25 protein-coding genes are annotated in these 25,280 nt (G+C 37.3%); 24 read left to right on the top strand and 1 reads right to left on the bottom strand.

Going from position 1 to position 25,280, the window contains the following annotated elements; all coding sequences use genetic code 11:
- Positions 1-75 precede the first annotated feature (75 nt).
- The 7 genes from grpE to deoC all read left to right on the top strand — a co-directional run bounded on the left by grpE (position 76) and on the right by deoC (position 8,028).
- On the top strand, positions 76-645 hold the full coding sequence (gene grpE / locus NC799_RS01430) for a nucleotide exchange factor GrpE (RefSeq protein ID WP_272444780.1): 570 nt from the start codon (positions 76-78) through the stop codon (positions 643-645).
- 30 nt (positions 646-675) lie between these two features.
- Positions 676-2,493 carry a molecular chaperone DnaK gene (gene dnaK, locus NC799_RS01425; protein WP_272444528.1) on the top strand — a complete coding sequence of 606 codons (1,818 nt, stop codon included), beginning with the start codon at positions 676-678 and terminating at the stop codon, positions 2,491-2,493.
- 331 nt (positions 2,494-2,824) lie between these two features.
- On the top strand, positions 2,825-3,946 hold the full coding sequence (gene dnaJ / locus NC799_RS01420) for a molecular chaperone DnaJ (protein WP_272444527.1): 1,122 nt from the start codon (positions 2,825-2,827) through the stop codon (positions 3,944-3,946).
- A gap of 123 nt (positions 3,947-4,069) precedes the next feature.
- Positions 4,070-5,008 (top strand): 50S ribosomal protein L11 methyltransferase, encoded by a 939-nt coding sequence (gene prmA / locus NC799_RS01415; RefSeq protein ID WP_272444526.1) that lies wholly within the window; start codon positions 4,070-4,072, stop codon positions 5,006-5,008.
- Positions 5,009-5,025: 17 nt separating this feature from the next.
- Complete coding sequence (locus tag NC799_RS01410) at positions 5,026-5,781, top strand: 16S rRNA (uracil(1498)-N(3))-methyltransferase (RefSeq protein WP_272444779.1); 756 nt, start codon at positions 5,026-5,028, stop codon at positions 5,779-5,781.
- A 5-nt stretch (positions 5,782-5,786) separates the two neighbouring features.
- Positions 5,787-7,139 (top strand): tRNA (N(6)-L-threonylcarbamoyladenosine(37)-C(2))-methylthiotransferase MtaB, encoded by a 1,353-nt coding sequence (gene mtaB / locus NC799_RS01405; protein ID WP_272444525.1) that lies wholly within the window; start codon positions 5,787-5,789, stop codon positions 7,137-7,139.
- Positions 7,140-7,356: 217 nt separating this feature from the next.
- Complete coding sequence (gene deoC / locus NC799_RS01400; RefSeq protein WP_272444524.1) at positions 7,357-8,028, top strand: deoxyribose-phosphate aldolase; 672 nt, start codon at positions 7,357-7,359, stop codon at positions 8,026-8,028.
- Positions 8,029-8,078: 50 nt separating this feature from the next.
- Here the strand turns inward: deoC and NC799_RS01395 are convergent, their stop codons facing one another.
- Positions 8,079-9,014, bottom strand: coding sequence for a Na/Pi symporter (locus NC799_RS01395; RefSeq protein ID WP_272444523.1), 936 nt, complete (start codon positions 9,012-9,014; stop codon positions 8,079-8,081).
- 196 nt (positions 9,015-9,210) lie between these two features.
- On the opposite strand from NC799_RS01395, the gene rpsU reads away from it, so the two are divergent.
- From rpsU to NC799_RS01310, 17 genes are all read left to right on the top strand, one after another.
- Positions 9,211-9,387 carry a 30S ribosomal protein S21 gene (gene rpsU / locus NC799_RS01390; RefSeq protein WP_231093381.1) on the top strand — a complete coding sequence of 59 codons (177 nt, stop codon included), beginning with the start codon at positions 9,211-9,213 and terminating at the stop codon, positions 9,385-9,387.
- An 18-nt stretch (positions 9,388-9,405) separates the two neighbouring features.
- Positions 9,406-9,852, top strand: coding sequence for a GatB/YqeY domain-containing protein (locus tag NC799_RS01385; protein ID WP_272444522.1), 447 nt, complete (start codon positions 9,406-9,408; stop codon positions 9,850-9,852).
- A 218-nt stretch (positions 9,853-10,070) separates the two neighbouring features.
- Positions 10,071-11,396, top strand: coding sequence for an NfeD family protein (locus NC799_RS01380; RefSeq protein WP_272444521.1), 1,326 nt, complete (start codon positions 10,071-10,073; stop codon positions 11,394-11,396).
- Positions 11,397-11,416: 20 nt separating this feature from the next.
- Positions 11,417-12,409, top strand: coding sequence for a flotillin-like protein FloA (floA, locus tag NC799_RS01375; RefSeq protein WP_272444520.1), 993 nt, complete (start codon positions 11,417-11,419; stop codon positions 12,407-12,409).
- A 29-nt stretch (positions 12,410-12,438) separates the two neighbouring features.
- Positions 12,439-12,960: a hypothetical protein gene (locus NC799_RS01370; protein ID WP_272444519.1), complete on the top strand. Its 522-nt coding sequence runs from the start codon at positions 12,439-12,441 to the stop codon at positions 12,958-12,960.
- Between the two features lie 397 nt (positions 12,961-13,357).
- Positions 13,358-13,639 carry a sporulation protein YqfC gene (yqfC, locus tag NC799_RS01365; protein ID WP_272444518.1) on the top strand — a complete coding sequence of 94 codons (282 nt, stop codon included), beginning with the start codon at positions 13,358-13,360 and terminating at the stop codon, positions 13,637-13,639.
- 22 nt (positions 13,640-13,661) lie between these two features.
- Positions 13,662-14,891 carry a sporulation protein YqfD gene (yqfD, locus tag NC799_RS01360; RefSeq protein ID WP_272444517.1) on the top strand — a complete coding sequence of 410 codons (1,230 nt, stop codon included), beginning with the start codon at positions 13,662-13,664 and terminating at the stop codon, positions 14,889-14,891.
- A gap of 2 nt (positions 14,892-14,893) precedes the next feature.
- Positions 14,894-15,850: a PhoH family protein gene (locus NC799_RS01355; protein ID WP_272444516.1), complete on the top strand. Its 957-nt coding sequence runs from the start codon at positions 14,894-14,896 to the stop codon at positions 15,848-15,850.
- 76 nt (positions 15,851-15,926) lie between these two features.
- The gene (locus NC799_RS01350) at positions 15,927-18,083 is read left to right on the top strand and encodes an HD family phosphohydrolase (RefSeq protein WP_272444515.1); all 2,157 of its coding nucleotides are present in this window, start codon (positions 15,927-15,929) and stop codon (positions 18,081-18,083) included.
- Positions 18,084-18,551, top strand: coding sequence for an rRNA maturation RNase YbeY (ybeY, locus tag NC799_RS01345; RefSeq protein ID WP_272444513.1), 468 nt, complete (start codon positions 18,084-18,086; stop codon positions 18,549-18,551). It begins immediately after the preceding gene.
- Positions 18,526-18,903, top strand: coding sequence for a diacylglycerol kinase family protein (locus NC799_RS01340; RefSeq protein WP_272444512.1), 378 nt, complete (start codon positions 18,526-18,528; stop codon positions 18,901-18,903). The genes ybeY and NC799_RS01340 overlap by 26 nt, the downstream gene beginning before the upstream one ends.
- 196 nt (positions 18,904-19,099) lie before the next feature.
- The gene (era, locus tag NC799_RS01335) at positions 19,100-20,005 is read left to right on the top strand and encodes a GTPase Era (protein WP_272444511.1); all 906 of its coding nucleotides are present in this window, start codon (positions 19,100-19,102) and stop codon (positions 20,003-20,005) included.
- 108 nt (positions 20,006-20,113) lie between these two features.
- Positions 20,114-20,257, top strand: a complete 144-nt coding sequence (locus NC799_RS01330; protein ID WP_272444510.1) for a YqzL family protein — start codon at positions 20,114-20,116, stop codon at positions 20,255-20,257.
- 29 nt (positions 20,258-20,286) lie between these two features.
- Positions 20,287-21,030, top strand: coding sequence for a DNA repair protein RecO (recO, locus tag NC799_RS01325; protein ID WP_272444509.1), 744 nt, complete (start codon positions 20,287-20,289; stop codon positions 21,028-21,030).
- 378 nt (positions 21,031-21,408) lie between these two features.
- Positions 21,409-22,302 carry a glycine--tRNA ligase subunit alpha gene (glyQ, locus tag NC799_RS01320; protein ID WP_272444508.1) on the top strand — a complete coding sequence of 298 codons (894 nt, stop codon included), beginning with the start codon at positions 21,409-21,411 and terminating at the stop codon, positions 22,300-22,302.
- Positions 22,289-24,373, top strand: coding sequence for a glycine--tRNA ligase subunit beta (gene glyS, locus NC799_RS01315; protein ID WP_272444507.1), 2,085 nt, complete (start codon positions 22,289-22,291; stop codon positions 24,371-24,373). Before glyQ ends, glyS begins: the two co-directional genes overlap by 14 nt.
- Positions 24,373-25,176, top strand: coding sequence for a pyruvate, water dikinase regulatory protein (locus NC799_RS01310; protein WP_272444506.1), 804 nt, complete (start codon positions 24,373-24,375; stop codon positions 25,174-25,176). Before glyS ends, NC799_RS01310 begins: the two co-directional genes overlap by 1 nt.
- Positions 25,177-25,280: the final 104 nt, after the last annotated feature.

Below are 25,280 nucleotides of genomic sequence, written 5' to 3'. Positions count from 1 at the left end.
ACTAGACTATACCTTTTATGGTATAGTCAGGCATGAAATTTTTATTATAATCTTTAGTAGTTATAGGGGGTGACAATCGTGGAGAAAGATCAATTAAACAAGGACCAACAAGAGGAAGTAATGGAAGATGTTGAACAAGAACTTGTCGATGACAATGATCAGTTAAATCAGCAGGAAGAACATTCAGATGAGTTAAATGTAGAATTAGAATCAGTGAAACAAGAAAAAGAGGAACTCTATCAACGATTGTTAAGATTACAGGCGGAATATGACAACTTTCGCAAACGCACACAAAAAGAAAAAGAAGCCGATCGCAAATATCGATCCCAATCACTAGTAACAGAATTATTACCTGTTGTTGATAGTTTTGACCGTGCATTAACTGCTGAAATTAAGGATGATGCAGCTGCTAGTTTTGTAGATGGAATGAAAATGGTCTACCGACAGTTAACAGAAGCACTTCAAAAAGAAGGGGTAGAGGCAATCAAAACAGAGGGAGAACCTTTTGATCCTCACCTGCATCAGGCTGTCATGCAAGTAGAAGACGACAATTACGATTCAAATGTAGTTGTTGAAGAACTTCAAAAAGGTTATACATTAAAAGATCGGGTTATTCGCCCTGCAATGGTAAAAGTAAATCAGTAATACATACGGAAAGTAAGGAGGAAATTAGTAATGGGAAAGATCATTGGTATTGATTTAGGAACAACAAACTCATGTGTAGCAGTAATGGAGGGTGGGGAATCAAAGGTTATTCCTAACCCGGAAGGTAACCGTACAACTCCTTCAGTTGTCGCCTTTAAAAATGGTGAACGTCAGGTTGGTGAGGTTGCTAAGCGTCAAGCTATTACAAACCCTAACACAATTATTTCAATTAAGCGTCATATGGGTACCGATTACAAAGTTGAAATTGAGGGAAAAGAATATACACCACAAGAAATATCAGCTATTATTTTGCAGTATATTAAATCCTATGCCGAAGACTATCTAGGAGAAACAGTTGATAAGGCTGTAATTACAGTTCCAGCATACTTTAACGATGCAGAACGTCAAGCAACGAAAGACGCTGGTAAAATTGCAGGTCTTGAAGTGGAAAGAATTATAAACGAACCTACTGCAGCTGCTTTGGCATACGGAATTGATAAAGATGATCAAGATCAAACAATTCTAGTTTACGACCTTGGTGGAGGTACTTTCGACGTGTCTATTCTTGATATTGGGGATGGTACGTTTGAGGTTGTTGCGACAGCTGGTGATAATCGTCTCGGTGGCGATGACTTTGACCAAGTAATCATTGACCATATGGTTGCTGAGTTTAAAAAAGAAAATGGTATTGACTTATCAAAAGACAAAATGGCCCTTCAACGTTTAAAAGATGCTGCTGAGAAGGCTAAAAAAGATTTATCTGGTGTAACGCAAACACAGATTTCACTTCCATTTATCACTGCGGGTGAAGCGGGGCCATTACACTTAGAAATGAACCTAACTCGTGCTAAGTTTGATGAACTTTCAGCTGATTTAGTAGAGCGTACAATGGGACCAACTCGTCAGGCATTAAAGGATGCTGGAATGGCAGCTAGTGAAATTGACAAAGTAATTCTTGTAGGTGGTTCTACTCGTATTCCTGCAGTCCAAGAAGCAATCAAAAAAGCAATTGGTAAAGAACCATCTAAAGGGGTGAATCCTGATGAAGTAGTTGCCTTAGGTGCAGCTATCCAAGGTGGAGTACTCCAAGGGGATGTAAAAGACGTAGTACTATTAGACGTTACTCCATTATCTCTAGGTATTGAAACAATGGGTGGCGTTACAACAAAATTAATTGAACGTAATACAACAATCCCTACAAGTCATTCACAGGTCTTCTCTACTGCTGCTGATAACCAAACAGCTGTAGACATCCATGTGTTACAAGGGGAACGTGAAATGGCTGCAGATAATAAAACACTTGGCCGTTTCCAATTGACTGATATTCCACCAGCTCCACGTGGTGTGCCTCAAATCGAAGTTTCTTTCGATATTGATGCAAATGGTATCGTTAATGTTCGTGCAAAAGACTTAGGTACAAACAAAGAACAGTCGATTACCATTAAGTCTTCTTCTGGTCTATCTGATGAAGAAGTAGAACAAATGGTAAGAGATGCAGAAGAAAACGCAGAAGCAGATAAAAAGCGTCGGGAAGAAATTGATCTTCGTAACGAAGCAGACCAAATGATTTTCACAACGGAGAAAACATTAAAGGATCTTGGAGATAAAGTTACTGAAGATGAAAAGCAAAAAGCAGAAGCGGCAAAAGATGAGTTGAAGAAAGCTTTAGAAGAAGGTGACATCGACTCAATTAAAGCGAAGAAAGAGGCTTTGGAAGAGCAAGTTCAAGCTCTTTCTGTTAAACTTTATGAGCAGGCTCAGGCGCAAGCTGGAGGAGAAGGTGCTGATAAAGGCGACGATGTGGTAGATGCTGACTATGAAGAAGTTACTGACGAGGAAAAGAAATAAATTAAGAAATAACTCAACTATATACTAAATATAAAAGTCAAAGTCAGGATCCCCTTGACTTTGACTTTTTTCTTCAAAAGAAAAGAAAGTATAAAAAAATCCAAGAGCTGTCTAGCTCCGGGCGCCCTGCGCTTTTCTTATCAGGTTAGAAAGTTCTAATTAAAGAAGATGTCTAGCTTCTGTATTTCGCTTTTTTCTTTAAAACGGTTGTGTTATTACTTGTGGGTTGTCTAGCTAAGCTAAACTAATCTAACTAAATGTTTGCTATCAAAATAGGTTCAGTGTTATCATATACTCTATGTGAAAAGAGAGTCGGGAGAGTGGTTTTAGAGTGAGTAAACGAGACTATTACGAGATATTAGGTGTTTCGAAAGACGCCTCAAAAGAAGAAATTAAAAAAGCATACCGGAAATTAGCACGAAAATATCATCCAGATGTGAACAAAGAAGAAGATGCTGCAGATAAGTTTAAAGAAGCGAAAGAAGCATACGAGGTGCTTGGAAATGAACAAAAACGTGCCCAATATGATCAATTTGGTCATGCTGGTCCACAAGGTCAAGGCTTCGGTGGTGGCTTTGGTGCGGAAGACTTTGGTGGCTTCGGAGACATTTTTGATATGTTTTTCGGCGGAGGACGTCGTCGGGACCCAAATGCACCTCGTCAAGGGGCAGATCTACAGTACACCATGACGTTGGATTTTGAAGAAGCAATCTTTGGAAAAGAAACCGACATCGAAATCCCTAAAGAGGAAGAATGTAATACGTGCCATGGCTCAGGTGCTAAACCTGGAACGTCTCCTAAAACTTGTAGTCACTGTAATGGTACTGGTCAACTAAATATGGAACAAAATACCCCATTTGGACGTGTTGTCAATAAACGCGTGTGTCATTATTGTCAAGGTTCGGGCAAGATTATTGAAGACAAATGTGATACGTGTGGCGGTGCTGGAAAAGTTAGAAAGCGGAAAAAAATCCATGTCAATATCCCTGCTGGAATTGATGAAGGTCAACAAATTAGAGTATCAGGGCAAGGTGAGCCTGGGGTAAATGGTGGTCCTGCTGGTGACTTATATGTAGTCATTCAAATTAGACCGCATGATTTTTATCAACGGGAAGGAGATCATATATTCTGTGAGATGCCAATCACCTTTACCCAAGCAGCACTTGGGGATGAAATTGAGATTCCAACCGTTCATGGTCGGGTCAAATTAAAAGTTCCAAGCGGAACCCAAACAGGGAAAACCTTCCGATTAAAAGGGAAAGGTGCGCCAAATGTTAGAGGTTATGGCCACGGTGACCAACATGTGAAAATCAGAGTTATAACACCTACCAATTTATCTGAACGGCAAAAAGAACTGTTGCGCGAATTTAATGATATCAGTGGCAACCATCCTGCTGATGAAAATGAGGAGTCATTTTTTCAACGGGTTAAAAAGGCATTTAAAGGCGACTAATGTTTTCCTTTGTCTAGTTCCGAGCGCCCAAGTTCGCCTTAAGCTATTCGGGGGTGACCAAGGCACTTTCGCTTTTCTTTATAAAAATACAGGTGAGATAGCCTAAGAAATGAGTTGATTTATTTGAAGTGGTCTGAGCTTTGTATTCATACAACTAACGAGGCAATTGAACCAATTTCAAATATTTTGCACGAAGCAGGTGCAAGCGGTGTCGTGATTGAAGATCCTAATGATTTAGTGAAGGAAAGAGACACTTTTTTAGGAGAAATTTATGAATTGAACCCTAGTGATTATCCGGAAGAAGGTGTCTACGTTAAAGCTTATTTACCAATTAATAGCTTTTTGGGTGAAACCGTCGATGAAATTAAGCAGGCTATTAATAATCTTTTACTTTATGATATTGATATAGGAACAAATCAGATTACGTTAAGTGAAGTAAATGAAGAAGAATGGGCTACAGCTTGGAAGAAATATTACAAACCAGTGAAAATTTCCGAAAAGGTGACGATAACCCCTACGTGGGAGGAATACACACCCGTTTCAACCGATGAACTTATTATTGAATTAGATCCGGGCATGGCATTTGGAACAGGTACACATCCGACTACTGTTTTAAGTATTCAAGCATTAGAGCAGTATGTTGCAGATGGGGATACGGTCATTGATGTAGGAACTGGCTCTGGGGTATTAAGTATTGCATCTGTTTTACTTGGAGCAGAACAGGTGTTTGCTTATGATTTAGATGAAATTGCTGTTAAAATTGCCGGAATTAATGCAAAGCTTAATAAGGTCGATGAAAAAATTAAAGTAAAACAAAATAATCTGCTTGATAATGTTGATGTGACAGCTGACGTTATAGTTGCTAATATTTTAGCAGAGATAATTCTCCGCTTTGAAAAGGACGCCTTTAAGCTTTTAAAGCCTGGTGGAATTTTTATTACTTCAGGGATCATCAAAAAGAAAAAACAAGATGTGAAAAACGCACTTATTAACGCGGGGTTTGAAGTTGTAGAAATTAACCAAATGGAAGATTGGATTTCAATCATTGCTAAGAAAAAGTAGGAAAGCTGGTGCATGTCATGCAACGTTATTTTATCTCAGCAGATAACTGGATATCTGATCAACAAATTAACATTGATGGAGACGATTTTCACCATATCACTCGTGTGATGAGAATGAGTGTTGGGGATGATGTTATTTGTAACCACCCAAATGGTAGTGCTGCAGAATGTGTCATTGTAGATGTGAAAAATGACTATCTTGTCTTATCTGTCAAAGCATGGCTAAATCAATCAGTTGAGTTACCGGTGCATGTGACGATAGCGCAAGGCCTTCCAAAAGGAGATAAAATAGACCTTGTGTTACAAAAAGGAACGGAGCTCGGTGCAGCAAGGTTTATCCTTTTTCAAGCGAGTCGCTCAGTTGTCAAATGGGATGAAAAGAAAGCACTAAAAAAGCAAGACAGATTTAATAAAATAGTTAAGGAAGCAAGTGAACAGTCACATCGGAACAAAGTACCTGAGGTAGAAGGTGTTTCAAGCTTCCAACTATTGTTAGAGAAAAGTGAAACCTATAATGTTAAACTATTTGCATATGAAGAAGAGGCGAAATCCGCTTCCTTTACTCGTCTAAGCTCCATTTTCAATGAAATAACAGCCGATATGTCTGTTCTTGTTTGTATTGGGCCAGAGGGTGGTTTTTCACCTGATGAGGTAAATTTGTTGAAAGCAGCTGGTTTCTCTTCTGTTCGTTTAGGCCCAAGAATTCTTCGAACAGAAACAGCTTCCTTATACTTTCTATCTAGTATTTCCTATCATTTTGAAGAATTGAGGTGATGAAAATGCCTACAGTGGCTTTTCATACATTAGGTTGTAAAGTAAATCACTATGAAACAGAAGGCATTTGGCAAAAATTTAAGGCTGCAGGGTATGAGCGCGTTGATTTTGATCATGAATCAGATGTCTATGTGATTAATACATGTACCGTTACGAATACTGGTGATAAAAAAAGTAGACAAGTTATCCGCCGTGCCATTCGTAAAAATCCAGATGGTGTAGTATGTGTAACAGGTTGTTACGCCCAGACATCTCCAGGTGAAATTATGGAAATACCAGGTGTTGATATAATAGTCGGTACTCAAGATCGAGGCAAAATGATTGAGTACATTGAAGACCATAAAGAAACCAAGATGCCTATAAATGGTGTTTCTAATATCATGAAAAATCGTGTATTTGAGGAAATGGACGTTCCTGAATTTTCAGATCGGACAAGGGCTTCACTCAAGATTCAAGAAGGATGTAATAACTTTTGTACTTTTTGTATTATCCCATGGTCCAGGGGATTATTACGCTCAAGAGAACCGGAAAATGTACTAAAACAAGCCCAACAGTTGGTGGATGCAGGTTACAAAGAAATTGTTCTAACAGGAATCCACACGGCTGGGTACGGCGAGGATATGAAAGATTACAATTTTGCGCAACTACTCCGTGAACTGGAATCAAATGTTGAGGGCTTAAAACGAATTCGTATTTCATCGATTGAGGCTAGTCAAATTACAGATGAAGTTATTGAGGTGCTAAATAACTCGGAGAAAGTTGTTAGGCATTTGCATATTCCATTACAATCAGGCTCTGATTCAGTTCTTGAACGAATGAGACGGAAATATTCTTCTTCTTTCTATAAAACTCGTGTTGACAAAATCAAACAGGCTTTACCAGGACTTGCGATTACATCGGATGTAATTGTCGGTTTTCCTGGTGAAACAGAACAAGAATTTATGGAAACTTATGATTTTATCAAAGAAATTGGTTTCTCAGAGCTTCATGTTTTCCCGTTTTCAAGAAGAACAGGTACTCCTGCAGCTAGAATGGATAACCAAGTAGAAGATGATGTTAAAAATGACCGCGTACACCGGTTGATTGAACTTTCAAATCAGCAGGCTTTAGCTTATGCATCTTTATATGAAGGTGAAGTGTTAGAAGTTATTCCTGAAGAAATGGATGCAGAAGATCCGAATGCATTGATTGGTTATTCTGATAACTATTTAAAGGTTAAATTTAATGGTTCAGAAGATATGATTGGTAAAATTGTCCGTGTTAAAATAAAAACACCTAGTTATCCAATCAATGAAGGTGCGTTTGTTAGAGTAATGGATGAGCCAATGATCAGAGATAAAGTGAAAATTTCTTTATAGGTTAAAAGGGTTTGTGGGCTGTATACCACAGGCTCTTTTTTTCTAGGTAAGAAAGATAAAAAACAAAAGAGCATTCTAGCTCAGGGTGCCTAACCTCTTTTAGGTCTTAAATCAATCCTCTACACGGAAAAGACTGTGTACGAGCCGCCTTGGTTTTTCCTATAAAAACATGCTATGATGGATGGAAATATCCGAGGTAATGGAAGGAGTAAAGTCAATGAATGTAGAACTAGCAAAAATGATAGACCATACACAATTAAAACCTGATACTAATCAAGCAAAAATTGATCATATAATCAATGAGGCAAAAGAATATCAGTTTGCTTCTGTTTGTGTAAATCCGTATTGGGTCAATTACTGCTATGACAAGTTAAAAGATACAGAGGTAAAGGTATGTACGGTAATTGGATTTCCTCTAGGTGCAACTACGTCTGAAACAAAAGCATTTGAAACAGAACGAGCACTAAAAGACGGTGCCACTGAAGTTGATATGGTTATTAATGTAGGCGCGTTAAAATCGAACCAATTAGAATTAGTTGAAAAGGATATAAAGGCAGTAGTGGATGTAGTAAAGGGGAAGGCTTTGCTTAAAGTAATTATTGAAACATCACTTTTAACTGACGCAGAGAAGGTAATTGCTTGCCAATTAGCAAAAAAAGCGGGAGCTGATTTTGTCAAAACTTCTACAGGTTTTTCAGGTGGAGGTGCAACTGTCGAAGACATAAAATTGATGAGAAAAACAGTAGGCGAATCAATGGGCGTAAAGGCTTCTGGAGGGGTGCGTGACCTTGAGGCGACCAAGGCATTGATTGATGCTGGTGCAACTAGGATTGGTGCTAGTTCAGGAGTTCAAATACTCAAAGGGGAACAAAGTACTTCCGGCTATTAGAGATGACGAAAGGTGGGGGGGAATATCCCCCACTACAAACTATTGATTCTTTACCCTTTTAAAGGATTGTAGTAAACCCGTTCAATAAATCGTTGAAAATACGAAATAAACGGTAAAAAAATAATGACAGCTGCCACATTAAAGAGGACAGAAAAATGAGCTAGCTGTTCTTTGAGATTGGTCGATAATAGCTGAGTTAAATCGGTTAAACTTGTTAGAAAAGGAAGAAAGATCAATACGCCAATAATGTTAAACCAAATATGTGCAAACGCGACAAGCTTTGCTTCTTTACTTGTTCCTAATCCAGCAAGTAGTGCTGTGATGCATGTACCGATATTAGCCCCAAGTACAATGGCTATGGATGATGCCAAAGTTAGAACTTCTTCATCTAAAAAGCTCATCGTAATTCCAATTGTAGCACTCGATGATTGAATTAGTGAACTAATGACAATTCCGATAAGCACTCCGCTATAAGGGTTTTGACTGGAATAATTGAACGCTTCTTTAAGCAATGGTAGTTGAGCAAGTGGTTGTGCCAACGATGAAAATCCGTTTAAAGCTACAAAAATACTCCCTAACCCAACTAGAATTGCACCAAGACTAAATGCAACACGATGATTGATGAATAATAAGAAAGCACCGATAATGATAAAAGCTGTCTCTGGTAAAATATCAGAAAATGCTAGCAACTCCCCTGTAACTGTTGTACCTATATTAGCACCTAACACAACCCCAATCGAGTTTTTGAATGAAAGTACACCAAGGCTTACAAAACTAATTGTTAAGACAGTTACAAGTGAACTACTTTGTAAGATTGCCGTAGCAACTAATCCAGTGAGTATCCCAAGAAAGATATTATTCGTGAAATTTTCGAGAAAATACTTTGTTTTTTCATAAGAAATCTGATATAAGCCTGTCCGTAAGATTACCATACCCATAAAAAAAAGCATCAAAAAAACGGCTAATAGTGAAAGAAGATCTGCCAACTTGTTCACCTCTATACATCTATATGGACAAGGATGGAAAAAGATGATTACTTTATGAAATATTCTTTTTGTTTGGATATTCTTCCGAAAAAAGTTGACCTAAAAATTGGGTTATATTATAATTGTCGATAGGCATACGAGATATAAAACGTATGCGTAACAAATTGTTGTATGCTTCGGAGGGAGGGAAATTAGTATGTCAAACACAACTCGCGTTCGTAAAAACGAGTCTCTTGAAGATGCTCTTCGTCGCTTTAAACGTAGTGTATCAAAGAATGGTACATTGGCTGAATATCGTAAAAAAGAATTCTATGAAAAACCTAGTGTGCGTCGTAAGAAAAAGTCTGAGGCTGCTAGAAAGCGTAAGTTCTAAAGAGGGTGCAAATAAGAAATGTCATTAACTGAACGTCTTAACCAGGATATGAAGCAAGCGATGAAAGATAAGGACAAGCAAACCTTAAGTGTCATCCGCATGGTAAAAGCTTCTATTCAAAATGAAGCAATTAAACTGGGGAGTGACAATTTAACAGAAGATGAAGAACTATCCGTTTTGACTAAAGAGTTAAAACAAAGAAAAGATTCCCTCCATGAATTTGAAGAAGCTGGACGCGATGATCTTGTTGAAAAACTTAAAGACGAACTAAAAGTTTTGCAAGCATATATGCCTAAACAGCTAACAGAAGAAGAGCTTGAAAATATTGTATTAGACACAATAAAAGAGGTTAATGCTAGTTCTAAACAGGAAATGGGCAAAGTAATGAGTGCAATCATGCCTAAAGTAAAAGGAAAAGCTGATGGGTCCAAAGTGAATGAACTTGTCCAAAAGCACCTTTCTTAGCATTAATTATTCATGAAAGGATCAATCCCTTGTCATCATTTTTTGACAAGGGATTTCCTGTTTTGCAAGGTAAGAAAAGGTAGAAAAGTACAGACTGTCTACTCCAACACCTCCCAAACTTTAGTGTTTTGTCAAATCAAAGTGGATCACAAAAAACTAATTGAAACCTGCTCCCTAATTGAAACGTACTACTATATGAGAAGGGGGAAAGGTTTGATGTGAATTGGTATTTGAATAAGTATTTAAAGTATTTATTAAGCATCATTTTTTTACTTTTTTTTCTTTTACCAGTGACAATGAATGCAGACACTGGTAAAGATAAATTGGTTTATATTATTCCGATTGAAGATGATGTAGAAAGAGGATTAGAATCATTTATCAACCGAGTGACGAAAGAAGCAGTCGAGGCTAATGCTGACCAAGTAATATTCGAGATAGATACTCCTGGTGGCCGGGTTGACGCAGCTATTAATATAGGAGAAATTATTCAAGATATTGATGTGCCTACTACTGCGTTTATAACAAGCCAGGCATTGTCGGCAGGCTCTTACATAGCTCTTAATACCGATGCTATTTACATGAAACCAAATGCAACGATAGGATCTAGCGGAGTAATTACTTCTGATGGAAATGCTGCAGATAAAAAAAGTCAATCGGCTTGGCTTGCAGCAATGAAGACTGCAGCGTCATCAAAAGGGCGAGATCCATTATATGCAGCTGCCATGGCTGACCCGAACATAGATCTTCCAGAGTTTGATGCACCAGAGGGCGAATATTTGACACTAGGACCTACCCAAGCAGTCGAAGTAGGCTATGCAAAAATGGTAGTAAATCACAGAACAGCATTACTTGATGAGTTAGGCTTAACTGATGCATCAATTGTTGAAGTAGACAAGTCATTAGCTGAAAAAATTGCCGGATTTCTTACAAACCCTGTTGTTGTTCCTATTTTACTATCATTGGCAAGTATCGGGTTGATTGTTGAATTGTTTTCCCCTGGGTTCGGTATTCCGGGGATAGCTGGGCTTTTATCATTGGTATTATTTTTCTATGGACATATTGTTGCTGGTCTCGCAGGGTATGAAGCGGTCGTACTTCTGTTGCTAGGAATTGCCATGATTGTTCTCGAGTTATTTGTTCCCGGTGGCATTATAGGGATTTTAGGAATAGGTTCAGTAGTTGGATCGTTATTCCTGTCGGCTGAGGATATTGGTCAAATGGCGATGAGTATTGGCATTGCAGTATTAGTTACCCTTCTAGTTTCTGTTATCTTATTTAAAACAATAGGCATTGAAAAAGGATTATTTAAACATATTATATTGAAAGAACGAACGACAACCGAATTAGGTTACGTCTCAACTGTTAATCGATTAGAATTAATCGGCATGACTGGTGTTACTGTGACCCCGCTAAGGCCATCTGGTTCAGCTGTGTTTGATAAGGAGCGGTTAGATGTTATATCAGAAGGTGGATTTATTGATAGGGATAAAAGCGTTCAGATTATTAAAACAGAAGGTACTCGGATTGTCGTTCGGGAAAAATAAATTTTTAGGAGGAAAAGCGAATGGGAATTGGTGAACTAATGCCGATAATATTAATCGGGATCATTATTATTGCACTAGCAGTTTTATTTACATTTATTCCGGTTATGCTCTGGATTAGTGCATTAGCTGCTGGTGTACGTGTTAGTATCTTTACGTTAGTAGGGATGAGGTTACGAAGAGTTGTACCTGCAAGGGTTATCAATCCATTAATTAAAGCACATAAGGCAGGACTGAATGTAAATACGAATCAGTTAGAAAGTCACTATTTAGCAGGTGGTAATGTTGATAGAGTTGTCAATGCGTTAATTGCTGCTCAACGTGCAAACATTGATCTAGCCTTTGAACGTGCTGCAGCAATTGATCTTGCTGGTCGTGATGTATTAGAAGCTGTCCAAATGAGTGTAAATCCAAAAGTTATTGAAACACCTTTTATTGCCGGTATCGCTATGGACGGAATTGAAGTGAAAGCGAAAGCAAGAATTACAGTACGTGCTAATATCGACCGTTTAGTCGGTGGTGCTGGGGAAGACACGGTTATTGCCCGTGTAGGTGAGGGTGTTGTCAGCACAATTGGTAGTTCGACAACACATAAAAAAGTATTAGAAAATCCTGATTCAATCTCGAAAAATGTATTAAATAGAGGCCTAGATGCAGGAACAGCTTTTGAAATCTTGTCGATTGATATTGCTGACGTGGACGTGGGTAAAAACATTGGAGCAATCTTGCAAACAGACCAAGCAGAAGCCGACAAAAATATTGCTCAAGCAAAAGCGGAAGAACGTCGAGCCATGGCTGTTGCACAAGAACAAGAGATGCTTGCGCGTGTACAAGAGATGCGAGCGAAAGTTGTTGAAGCAGAAGCTGATGTTCCACTTGCATTAGCAGAAGCTTTACGTTCTGGTCATATGGGTGTAATGGACTATATGAATTACAAAAACATTAATGCTGATACCGATATGAGAGATTCGATTGGGAAAATTTCGAAAAATGAAACTGATGAGGATGAAAAATAAGAAGTGACCACAGAAAGGATGCGGTTGTCGTGGAAAATTTAATCGGAATAATTGTGACGATTTTTGCTATCCTTAGCTGGTTTTTCGGTAACTCAAAGATGAAAGAGGATGAGAACCCAAGACCAGTAAAAAAAGTGGACCAGCCTTTTCAGCCTAGAAAAAAAGAAATAAAACAGTCACACCCAACAAAATCGGAAGGGCCTCGTCCTGCTCCGACACCATCTGGGCGAGTTTATCCTGAGGTGGATTCAACTAGAAGTGAAGAAGCGAAGCAAGCTTTTGAGCCACCAAAAAAAAAGCAGCATGAATCGTTAAAAACCAACGTTCAACATGAAAGTAATGAGAAAAATCAAGAAATTACCATTCAAGAAGTTAATAAATCTGTTGGCAAAACCAAAACCAATGCTAAACAAAATAAACCAACAGTAAAACTAAATGTAACTAAACATTTGTCTGAACAAGCTTTAGTAGAAAGCGTCATAATGACGGAAATTTTAGGCCCACCTAAAGCGCTGCAACGGAACAAAAACAGATATGGAAATAGAAGATAACCCCTGAAAAACCTTTGTCACGAATCGTGACAAAGGTTTTTTTAAAAGGGATAAGAAAAAGATCCAAGAGCTGTCTAGCAAGGCGCCCTGCGCTTTTCATAAGTGAAAAGAAATAAATAGATTCAGGCATGGATACATTCACCGACAGCCACGTACAGCTTCTGCACTTTTGTTCTACAATTTCTCATCTGCTCATAGGTATATGTAAGTACGAATCATGTTTCACCTCTGACTAGAGGTTGATCAAAAGTAGTGATTTGATTCCGTACGGTTACTGCGAGCTTATTTATAGCAACTTGCATGGTTCTTTTGAATAGGATTGTTGATTTGGGTGGATTATCTGTTCTGATAAAGAGGTATCTTTCATACACATAGATTGTGAGAGGGGGCACCTTAGATGAAAAAATGGCAACAAAGAATTGGAAACTGGTTAACAGAACATCTTGAATTACCTTCTGATGTCGTCCTCGAGTTACCGAGAATTACAACAATTGGACAAATACATGCATATATAGAAAATCATCAGGGATTAATTTTGTTTTCTGACAATGAACTGCGCCTGAAAATGAAACAAGGGTATTTAAAAATCACTGGGAATAAATTTGTCCTCCGGATGATGTTACCAGAAGAGATTTTGTTAGAAGGAACAATTAAAGAAATTGTGTTTATAGAAGATTAATAGGGGTGGAAGGAGAAAGGTCATGAAACATACACAAGGGGTATTCTTTTCTGGATACGTAACAATCAAAGTGCATGGACACCATCCTGAGTTATTCTTTGACTTATGTTCGAGAAATGGAATAACTGTTTGGAATATTAAGAAAACCGAAGCGAAAACGTGTATAGGCAATATTAAACTTGAGGAAATACCTCAAGTAAAAAGGCTAAGACGGAAAACAATTTTTAAGGTATCGTTTATACATAAAAAAGGGTTACCTTTTCTTTCTAATAAACTTTTTGTTCATAAGCCGTTGATTATTGGCTTAGTTCTTAGTTTGTTTTTTGTTGGTTTTTTGTCTAACATTATTTGGGATGTGCATGTAAAAGGTGTTCATCCAGAAATGGAAAAGCAAATTGAAAAACAATTATCTTCATATGGCATTCGTCCAGGTGCTTTTAAATTCAAGGTGCAATCACCAAGTAAAATACAGAAGCAATTATTGGATGATATTCCTGAATTGCTCTGGGTTGGTGTAACTGAAAAAGGGACAACTTACCAGCTAGAAGGGGTCGAAAAGACGCTAGTGGAAGAAGGTGAAAAAAAATATCCTCGTAACCTTGTTGCAACGAAAGAGGGAGTTATTGTTGACATGTATGTATCAAGGGGACAACCTATGGTAGAAATAAATGATTTCGTTGAAAAGGGCGATATTTTAGTGTCAGGGACCTTAGGTGAAAAGGAAGAAGAAGCAAACTCTAGTCCAGAGGAAGAAAAAAAAGATAAGAAAAACGAATTAGTTTCAGCCGAAGGGGAGGTCATAGCTAAAACTTGGTATAAGTCCAATGTAAATATTCCTCTAAAAGCGAATTATGAGACGCTAACTGGACAGTATACAAATAAATACTATTTAAGGTCTTGGGGTTTTTCTATCCCGATTTGGGGGTTTAAAAACCCTGGATATGAGAAAACCTCGACTGAAATAGTTGACAATCCATTTCGTTTTTTAAAATGGGAATTACCGATTAGTTTTGTGAAACAAACCGTTTATGAGAAGACTGAAAAATTCGTGGACAGAACGAAGCAAGAAGCAAAATCAGCTGCCATTAAGCAAGCACAAAAAAACCTTCAAAGTAAGCTTGGTAACGATGCTGAGATTAAATTCGAAAAAGTTTTGCACGAAAGGGAAGAGAATGGTAAAGTAAAATTAACACTATACTTTACTGCTTTGGAAAATATAGCAGAAATTCAACCTATATCTCAAGGAGATTGATTATGCCTGAAGATTTAAAAACGATTGATTTACAAATTGATAATCCAAACGAAGCATTAAGCTTATTTGGAATAGAAGATAAGAACTTAAAACAAATTGAACAACAATTAAATGTTTCCATCATTACTCGAGGTGAGCAAGTCAGGGTTTCTGGTTCGGACGAGGATTTTCAATTAATTCAAGAAATATTACTAGCATTACTAGGCATCGTTAGGAAAGGATTGACGATATCTGAACGAGATGTCGTGTACGCAGTCGAACTAGCCAAAAAAGGAAATATAAAACAATTCGAAACCTTGTTTGAGGACGAGATTACCAAAAATGCTAAAGGGAAATCGATTCGTGTTAAAACACTCGGTCAGCGAACATATGTGAATGCAATTAAAGGAAATGATTTAGTGTTTGGTATCGGTCCAGCTGGTACTGGTAAAACTTATTTGGCCGTTGTGATGGCTGTAAATGCATTAAAACAAGGTTTAGTAAAAAAAATCATTTTGACAAGACCAGCTGTTGAAGCGGGAGAGAGTCTAGGCTTTTTACCAGGGGATCTGAAGGAAAAAGTTGATCCATACCTAAGACCCCTTTATGATGCGTTACATGATGTACTTGGTAACGAACAAACGGTTAGGTTAATTGAACGTGGAACGATTGAAATTGCTCCGCTTGCTTACATGCGCGGAAGAACATTAGATGATGCATTTGTTATTTTAGATGAAGCTCAAAATACGACACAGGCACAGATGAAGATGTTTTTGACTCGTTTAGGCTTTGGATCAAAAATGGTTATAACTGGTGATATTTCACAAGTTGATTTACCTAAAGGGGTAAAATCTGGATTAAAAGCGGTTGAAACGAGGCTATCAGCAATCAAAGGAATTTCGTTTATTTATTTAAAACAAGCTGATGTTGTACGTCATCCACTTGTTCAGAAGATCATCGATGCATATGAACAGGAATAAATTTACTTCTTTGCTTAAGACCCTAAACAGGGGTCTTATTTCTGTATTCATTGCTCTTTGAAGGGGAGAAATCAATATGAAGCTTTGGTGGAAGCAGTTTATTCAGTTAATGAAAAATCAAGAAAAGTGGATTAGAATTTGTGTACCAGTGGTATTGTTAGGTGGGATCTTTTTTCTTTCTACCTTGTCAAATGTCTACACGCAGACATATGATATTGAGCGGTTTAGCAATGCTAAACAGACAATACGTTCCCCGCTGACAATTGAGAATAAAAAAGAAACCGAAAGAAAAATTCGTGAGGCGATACAATCAGTCGACGATCGCTATAGTATTTCCAGTGAAATTACCGAGGAACGAATTGCATTTGTTCAAGAGGTGTTTGACGCAATGGATAAGCAAAATGAAGAACTAGAAGAAGCTAATAGCAAAGAAGAAGAATCTGATGATAAAATTGCTGAAATTAGTGATGAAGAAAAGGTCCAAGAATTATTTCAAATATTAAGTCCAGCAATCGGTGAAGCAGTTAGTAAGGAAGACCTTTTATATTTAGTGAAAGCGACAGACAATGAAAGGTCGGTAGCACGCGAATTATTAACAACTACTCTATATGATCTGTTAAATGAGGGTGTGAAAAATGAAGAAGTACCAGAAGCAATTAGAAGTGTTAACCAAAAACTTCGGTATTCATCCCTAGACGAGGAGGTAAAGGAGTCATTATACTCGTTAAGTAGTTTTGCTGTAGTTGCTAATTCATTTTATGCTGTTGACAAAACAAATGAAGCACAAAAACAAGCAATTAGTAATGTTGAGCCTGTAATGATTCGAGCTGGTGAGGTAATCGTCCGTGAAGGTCAAACCATTACGAACGATATATACGAGAAATTAGCTCTAGTTGGCTTACTAAATAGTGACCGTAATATTTATCCTGTTATTGGATTACTACTTTTACTAATCCTTTTGTGCGGAACCATAGCTTATGAGTTAAATGTTTTTTCGCAAAAGTTGTTACTAGATAACGGAAAAATAGCATCTATATTTATTATTAGTTTTATTATGGTTGGATTAATGAAAATTATTAGTTTTTATACAACACCAGTAAATCAGTTTTTTCTACTTGTTCCTGTAGGTGCTAGTGCAATGTTGTTGAAAATTTTATTGAATGACCGCATAGCTATCGTCATGTCTATTATTTACGCCGTAATTGGTAGTGTGATTTTTAATTCCCAAATCCCAGGGTCATTAAATGTAGAAGCAAGTATTTATCTTTTGTTCTCTCAGCTTTCAGGTATTATCTTTTTAGTCAGTTTGAAAGACCGCTCAGCTATTCTTAAAGCAGGGCTTGGTATGTCACTTGTGAATATCGTAACTGTATTAATATTTCTATTATTATCTTTTGAAAAGTATTCCTTTTATGATTCTGTTTTATTAATTGGTTTTGGAATCTTGTCAGCATTTGTTTCGGCTGTTCTAACAATTGGCCTTTTACCTTTTTTTGAAGCCGGATTAGGAATCTTGTCAGATACTAAATTACTTACACTATCTAGTCCTAACCATCCGTTATTGAGGAAAATCTTAACAGAGGCTCCAGGCACCTATCATCATAGTGTTATGGTGGCTAATCTTAGTGAAGCATCTTGTGAAGCGATTGGTGCGAACGGACTTTTGGCGAGGGTGGCATCTTATTATCATGATTTAGGTAAAACGATTCGCCCGCATTATTATATTGAGAATCAGATGGGGATTCGTAATCCACATGATTTTATCGAGCCAATTCAAAGCGCTGAAATAATTATAAGTCATCCTTATGATGGTGCAAAGATGTTGAAAGAGCATAAGCTCCCCAGGGAAATTATTGATATTGCCGAGCAACATCATGGCACGACACTACTTAAGTATTTTTACTATAAGGAAAAAGAAAAACAAAAAAATGTAGATGAAAAAGATTTTAGGTATCCCGGTCCAAAACCGCGGTCTAAAGAAGCTGCCATTATCAGTATTTGTGATTCGATTGAAGCAGCGGTTCGATCACTTAAGGAGCCTACAAATGAGAAAATAAGTGACATTGTAACATCAATTATTAATGATAGGTTAATGGATGGCCAATTAAATGAAAGCTCGTTAACCTTTCGTGAATTAGAGAAAATTAAAAAAGCCATTTGCGAAACGTTAAATGGTATTTTTCATTCGCGAATTCAATATCCTACTAACAAAGAAGTTAAGGAGGCAAACTAAGTGCACATTGATTTTCATGACGAAACAAAGAAGGTAACAGAGGAATATATTGATATGCTGCAACGCTTAATTACATTTGCTGGGAAAGAGGAGAATGTTTCACCGGAAGCAGAAATATCAATTAGCTTCGTTGATAATCGGGAAATCCAAATTATCAACCGGAATTATCGTCAGATTGATAAACCAACGGACGTCATTTCATTTGCTCTACAAGAAATTGGTGAGGGCGAAATGGAGGTAGTAGGTGGTGATCTTCCTGTTGTTTTGGGCGACATTGTCATTTCGGTAGATAAGGCTATGGAGCAGGCTGCTGAGTACAACCATTCGTTTGAACGAGAATTGGGCTTTTTGGCTTTGCATGGTTTCCTTCATTTACTGGGGTATGACCATATGACAGAAAAAGATGAGAAAATCATGTTTAGAAAGCAAGAGGACCTTCTAAATGAGTTCGGATTGTCGAGAAAATAAGAAAAAACAAATTGGATGGAAACATGCTTTTCGTGGCATGGTTCATGCTGTTAGGTCAGAAATTAATCTCCGGATAGAAATCTTAGTAGCTATCTGTGTCATTGTATTAGGGTTTCTATTACGGGTATCCTTGCTTGAATGGGCAATTTTGATGTTAACGATTGGGTTTGTGTTGACGATAGAGCTCATCAACACAACGATTGAAAGGATTATGGATTTTTATTCCCCACAAAGGCATTCTATCGTCGGATTAATAAAAGATATTGCGGCGGGAGCGGTCCTTTGTTCAGCGTTTTTTTCGATTATTATTGGCTGTATTATTTTCTTACCTAAAATAATTGATTTACTTTAACAAAATAAACCCTAAAGGGTTTATTTTGTTTTTAAATAGGGAAATGTAGCAAAACCTAAAACAAACTCTATGCAGATGATAATAGGATATGTCATCATTTTTATGGAGGTTTTGTCGAAAACATGAAAGATAAATGATTTTATAGTAAAATGTAAATAACAGTAGAAACCTCGTAACATAAAATGGAGGATACAACATGGAAAAAACTTTCAAATCAGGCTTCATCTCTATTATTGGTCGGCCAAACGTTGGGAAATCAACGTTCATGAATCGAGTAATTGGTCAGAAAATTGCAATTATGAGTGATAAGCCACAAACAACAAGAAATAAAATACAGGGTGTCTTAACACAGAATGATGCTCAATTTATTTTTATCGACACACCTGGAATTCATAAACCTAAACACAAGCTTGGCGATTTCATGGTCAAGGTCGCTGAAAATACATTAAATGAAGTAGATGTCATTATGTTTATGATTAATGCGGAAGAGGGATATGGCCGTGGAGATCAATTTATTATTGATCGTCTCCAAACGGTTAAAAATCCCGTCCTCTTAATCATCAACAAGGTTGATAAGGTACACCCTGATAAACTACTTCCATTAATTGATCAATACAAGGACAAGTATGATTTTGCAGAAATTGTCCCAATTTCTGCGTTAGAAGGAAATAATGTAGATCATTTATTAGAAACGCTGAAACAGAAATTACCAGAAGGACCACAGTATTATCCTGAAGATCAAATTACAGATCACCCTGAGCGATTTATCATTAGTGAATTAATTCGTGAAAAGGCATTGCAGTTAACTAGAGAAGAAATTCCTCATTCGCTTGCAGTAATTATTGAGAACATAGAAAAGAATGAACAAAATGGCAAAGTGTTTATACAGGCTACTATAATAACCGAGAGAAAGTCTCAAAAGGGGATTATTATCGGAAAACAAGGTTCCATGCTAAAAGAAATAGGGATGAAAGCAAGAGAAGATATTGAAGCATTACTTGGAACAAAGATTTTCCTTGAGCTATGGGTTAAAGTTCAAAAGGATTGGAGAAACCGCGAGCATCAGTTGAATGAATATGGTTTTAACAATAAAGAGTATTAAGCTTAAAACCTTGTTGGAAAATATTTAAACTCATGCTTTACTGTCTATTGGGTCATTCTATAGTTAAGAAAGTTTTTTAACAAACTCGAAGAAAGGTGGAGATTTCTTGTGCTAGACTTTACTTGGAAAATCTTTAGTCAAACAGGAAACATTGAAACCTATTTATTAATGAAGGAGTTAGAGTCAGATTATCGTGAAAATAGCTCTTATTCCTTCGAGGAAGACGTGACAGAATTCGATACCCAGATTTAATAACGATTATCGGGGAATGGGTGAAAAACTTGTTAGAGAAAGTTGAAGGTATTGTATTACGTACACAGGATTATGGTGAAACACATAAAATTGTTACATTATACACAAAAGAAAAAGGGAAAATTGGCGGAATTGCACGTGGAGCAAAGAAGCCTAAGAGTAGAATGGCTGCGGTTACGCAGCCTTTTATACATGGTCTTTTTTTGTATCAAACAGGGGCAAATTTAGGAACACTACAGCAAGGTGAGGTTCTTTCCCCGTTGCGTAAAATAAGAGAGGATATCATAAAAACTGGTTTTGCAAGCTACATAGCAGAATTAACTGACAAATTAGTTGATGAAAAGCAGCCAGATTCCTTCCTTTTTAACCAATTACTAAAAACGCTTGAGTGGATTGCAGAAGGAAAAGATGCTGAAGTTTTAACAATCATTTATGAACTTAAAATATATAAAAAGGCAGGAATTGCACCTATTTTGGACCAGTGTGCTGTCTGTAGGCAAAAGGAGAATGCCTACTTCTTTTCAGTAGCTGAAGGAGGGCTAATTTGTTCTAGCTGCAAGTGGAAGGATGGCCAAGCAATCGAGTTGAATGAAAAGCTTTCGAGACTCCTCTATCTTTTTTTAGAAATAGATGTTGAAAGAATTGGTAATATCTCAATCAAGGAAGAAAATAAGGAACTATTAAAACAAATCATGGAGTTATATTACAATCAATACGGTGGATTTTTTTTAAAAACAAAAAAATTTCTAAAGCAAATTGACTTGTTTAAATAACCGATAAAGTTGACAAACGGTACTATTTTAAGTATGATTTATTACAAAATTCATACTTTGCATGGATGAAGAGTAGTAATTAAGATACGTCTTTCCTAGCGAGTCCAGAATGGTGAAAGCTGGACAAAGGCAACTTAACGAAGGCGCTTTTGAGCAAATCAAACGAAAAGTGGCTATTTAGCATACTGTCTTAAACTAACAGATAGTCTAAAATAGCAAGTAGGGTGGAACCGCGGAAATCCCGTCCCTATGTCTCCAGACCATAACTGGATACATAGGGATGGGATTTTTTTGTGGTCTTTACGAGAAATACCCAACCTTTCGTGACAAAAAGAATGAAGACTAACAAGGAATGTATTAACGGATGGAGGTAATACGATGAATATTCAAGAAATGATTTTAACTTTGCAGAAACATTGGTCTGACCAAAATTGTATTTTAATGCAGGCTTATGATGTGGAAAAGGGTGCAGGAACAATGTCTCCGATGACCTTATTACGAAGCCTTGGACCAGAGCCTTGGAATGTTGCTTATGTCGAACCTTCTAGAAGACCTGCAGATGGACGTTATGGACAAAATCCTAACAGGCTTTATCAACACCATCAATTTCAAGTCATTATGAAACCATCTCCTGATAATATTCAGGATCTCTATTTAGAGTCCTTAAAAGCGTTGGGAATCGACCCACTAAAGCATGATATTCGCTTTGTTGAGGATAACTGGGAAAACCCGACACTAGGTGCTGCTGGACTAGGGTGGGAAGTGTGGCTTGACGGAATGGAAATTACCCAATTTACCTATTTTCAACAAATTGGAGGCCTAGAAGCAAGACCTGTAGCTGTTGAATTAACATACGGTATTGAGCGACTCGCCTCTTACATTCAGGATAAGGAAAATGTGTTTGAATTAGAGTGGACGAATGGAGTTACTGTTGGTGATATATTCTATCAACCGGAATATGAACATTCCAAATATACCTTTGAAGAATCCAATACTGATATGCTTTTTGACTTATTTAATACGTATGAAGAAGAAGCAAAGCAAACAATGCAAAAAGGTTTAGTTTTTCCAGCGTATGACTATGTTTTAAAATGTTCCCACACCTTTAACCTGCTTGATGCAAAAGGAGTTATTTCGGTAACTGAAAGAACTGGTTACATAGCAAGAGTTAGAAACTTGGCAAGGGAAATCGCAAAGTTGTATGTGGAAGAAAGAGAGAGACTCGGATTTCCGATGTTAAAAGAGGGGGCATCTAATAATGACCAAGACTAACGTGTTATTTGAGATAGGATTAGAAGAAATGCCAGCTCGTTTCTTAAATGGGGCAAGGCAGCAGTTAGAGCAAAAAACGGTTGAATGGTTAGATTCTTTGCGTTTACCATACGAATCGATCAAAACCTATACTACACCTAGAAGGCTAGCTGTTTTCATTGAAGGTGTAGCGAACAAACAACCAGACATGGAAGATGAGGTAAGGGGACCAGCAAAAAAGATAGCTTTAGACAAGGAAGGAAATTGGAGCAAGGCTGCCATCGGATTTTCAAACGGTCAAGGAAAAACAGTTGATGATATTTATTTTAAAGACGTGAAAGGCACAGAATATGTGTTTATTAACAAATTTATCGAAGGCAAAAAGACAAAAGAATTACTCCCGCAATTTCAAGACATTATCTTAGGCTTAACGTTCCCTAAAAATATGAGGTGGGGAAATTATCAGTTGCGATATGCACGTCCGATTCGTTGGCTGGTTGCTTTACATGGTTCGGATATTGTCCCGCTTCAAGTCGAGAATGTATCATCGGGGAACCGGACGTTTGGTCACCGTTTTCTTGGAAAAGAAATAGAAATAAACAATTCTGATTCCTACGTCACGTTATTAAAAGAACAATATGTAATAGTTAGTCCAGAAGAGCGTAAAGAATTAATTGTTGAAGGGTTAAAACAATTAGAGGAAACGAAGGATTGGCAAATTATGTTAGATAAGGAATTACTGGATGAAGTTCATCACTTAGTTGAATATCCGACCGTCTTTTTTGGTCAGTTCAGTGAAGAGTTTTTAGAAGTGCCGGATGAAGCGCTCATTACATCAATGAAGGAACACCAACGTTATTTTCCAGTCCTATCAAAGGATGGGAAATTACTCCCGTATTTTGTCGCTGTCCGCAATGGCAATGACCAATATATTGAGACAGTCGCAAAAGGTAATGAAAAAGTACTTAGGGCAAGATTGTCAGATGCAAGATTCTTCTATGAAGAAGACCAGAAATTAAGTATCGAACACAATTTAGAAAAGTTAACAAGGATGGTATTCCAAGAACGGTTAGGCACGATTGCAGACAAAGTAAATCGAGTGGTTAGTATATCTAGTAACATTGCTCACTTCCTTGACTTAGACGAAGAACAAACAAATAAAGTAATCCGTGCAGCCACTATAAGCAAATTCGACTTAGTGACGAATATGGTTAATGAGTTTACTGAATTGCAAGGGATCATGGGAGAAAAATATGCAGTCTTATTCGGTGAGGATCCAAATGTGGCAAAAGCAGTGAACGAGCATTATATGCCAAGGGCGTCAAAAGGAAAGCTACCGACTACGATAGAAGGAGCAATCGTTAGTGTAGCTGATAAATTGGACACGATTGTTGGTTGCATTTCTGTTGGGTTATTACCTACAGGCTCACAGGATCCATACGCACTTAGAAGACAATCGCTAGGCGTTTTGCAAATAATCAATGAACGAAAATGGAATGTCACTGTGGAAAAACTGATTTCTTCGACACAAGACGTGTATGACACTGTGTTAAGCGGGATTAACAAAATCGATGTCGCACAAAACATCAAGGAGTTCTTTAAGGGGAGGGCAACCTATATCTTGAAAGAACAACAAATAGACCAAGATATTATTGAAGCAGTATTGTCTGGAGAGGTAGGAGTAGTGTCTTTTACTCTTGATAAAGCGAATATCTTATCCAGACTTAAACAAGATGAATCTTTCAAACTAACGCAGGAAGGATTAGTCAGAGTACTCAATCTAGCTACGAAGGGAGAGGATTTAGGAGTTGATGTGGAGCTATTTGAAAATGATTACGAACGGGAATTGTATTCAGCTTATCAAACTACTAAAGATCAATATATTGAGCTTCTTAAGGAGCAACAAGGCTCTCCTGCAATGGATGTGCTTAGTAATTTAGCAACTCCGATTCATCAGTTTTTTGAACATACGATGGTTATGGCTGAGGATGAAAAAATACAAAGCAACCGATTGTCATTGCTGAATAAAATCGCCGAACTAGTGTTTATGTTTGCTGATTTTACTAAGATTCAATGGAAGCAACAGTACTAATGGAAAAGCCTGTTGTCTTTGTAATTTCTGATTCAGTAGGAGAAACGGCAGAATTTGTCGTAAAAGCAGCACTCAGTCAATTTATTTATGACCAAGAATATGAAATGCATCGTTTTCCTTATATCGATAATAAGATGACATTGAAAAAAGCTGTTCAGTTAGCTAAAGATAAACAAGGTATCATTGGATTTACATTAGTTGACCCAGAGCTTCGAAATTATTTGAAGACAGAATCTAAGATACAACATGTAGAATGCATTGATATTATGGGGCCGATGATTTCCGCAATGGAACGTGCTTTTAGCCGTAAACCACGTTTAGAACCAGGCTTAATTCATCAGTTAGATGAGGACTATTTTAAAAGAATCGAAGCAATCGAGTTTGCAGTTAGGTATGATGACGGAAGGGACCCACGAGGGATACAACAATCAGACATTGTGTTGATTGGAGTGTCAAGAACGTCAAAAACACCACTTTCACAATATTTAGCACATAAACGTTTGAAAGTTGCAAATGTCCCAATCGTTCCAGAGGTAGAACCACCTAGTGAGCTATTTAAAGCCAATCCAGCTAAATGTATTGGATTAAAAATAAATCCTCAAAAACTTAATGATATAAGAAAAGAACGTCTAAAAGCTTTAGGTTTAGGGGACAGGGCTATCTATGCAAATATGGAAAGAATAAATAAAGAATTAGAACATTTTCAATCGATTGTTGAGAAAATCAAATGTCCTGTCATTGATGTTTCTTATAAAGCAGTTGAAGAAACCGCAAATGTCATTTTGACGATAATGAGGAAATAGAATAGAAGGGTTCATTCTAATCTAATTATGAATGAACCCTTTATTATTTTTGAGCAAGGTGCAACTTACGCTTTTGTATAAGACAAGCCTCGTGCATGGCAAAG

Origin of the sequence: Aquibacillus salsiterrae (genome assembly GCF_028416595.1) — a bacterium.
Taxonomy (GTDB): Bacteria; Bacillota; Bacilli; order Bacillales; family Amphibacillaceae; genus Aquibacillus_A; species Aquibacillus_A salsiterrae.
Note: the sequence above shows the minus strand (reverse complement) of the source record. Positions and strands in the feature narration are given on the sequence as shown.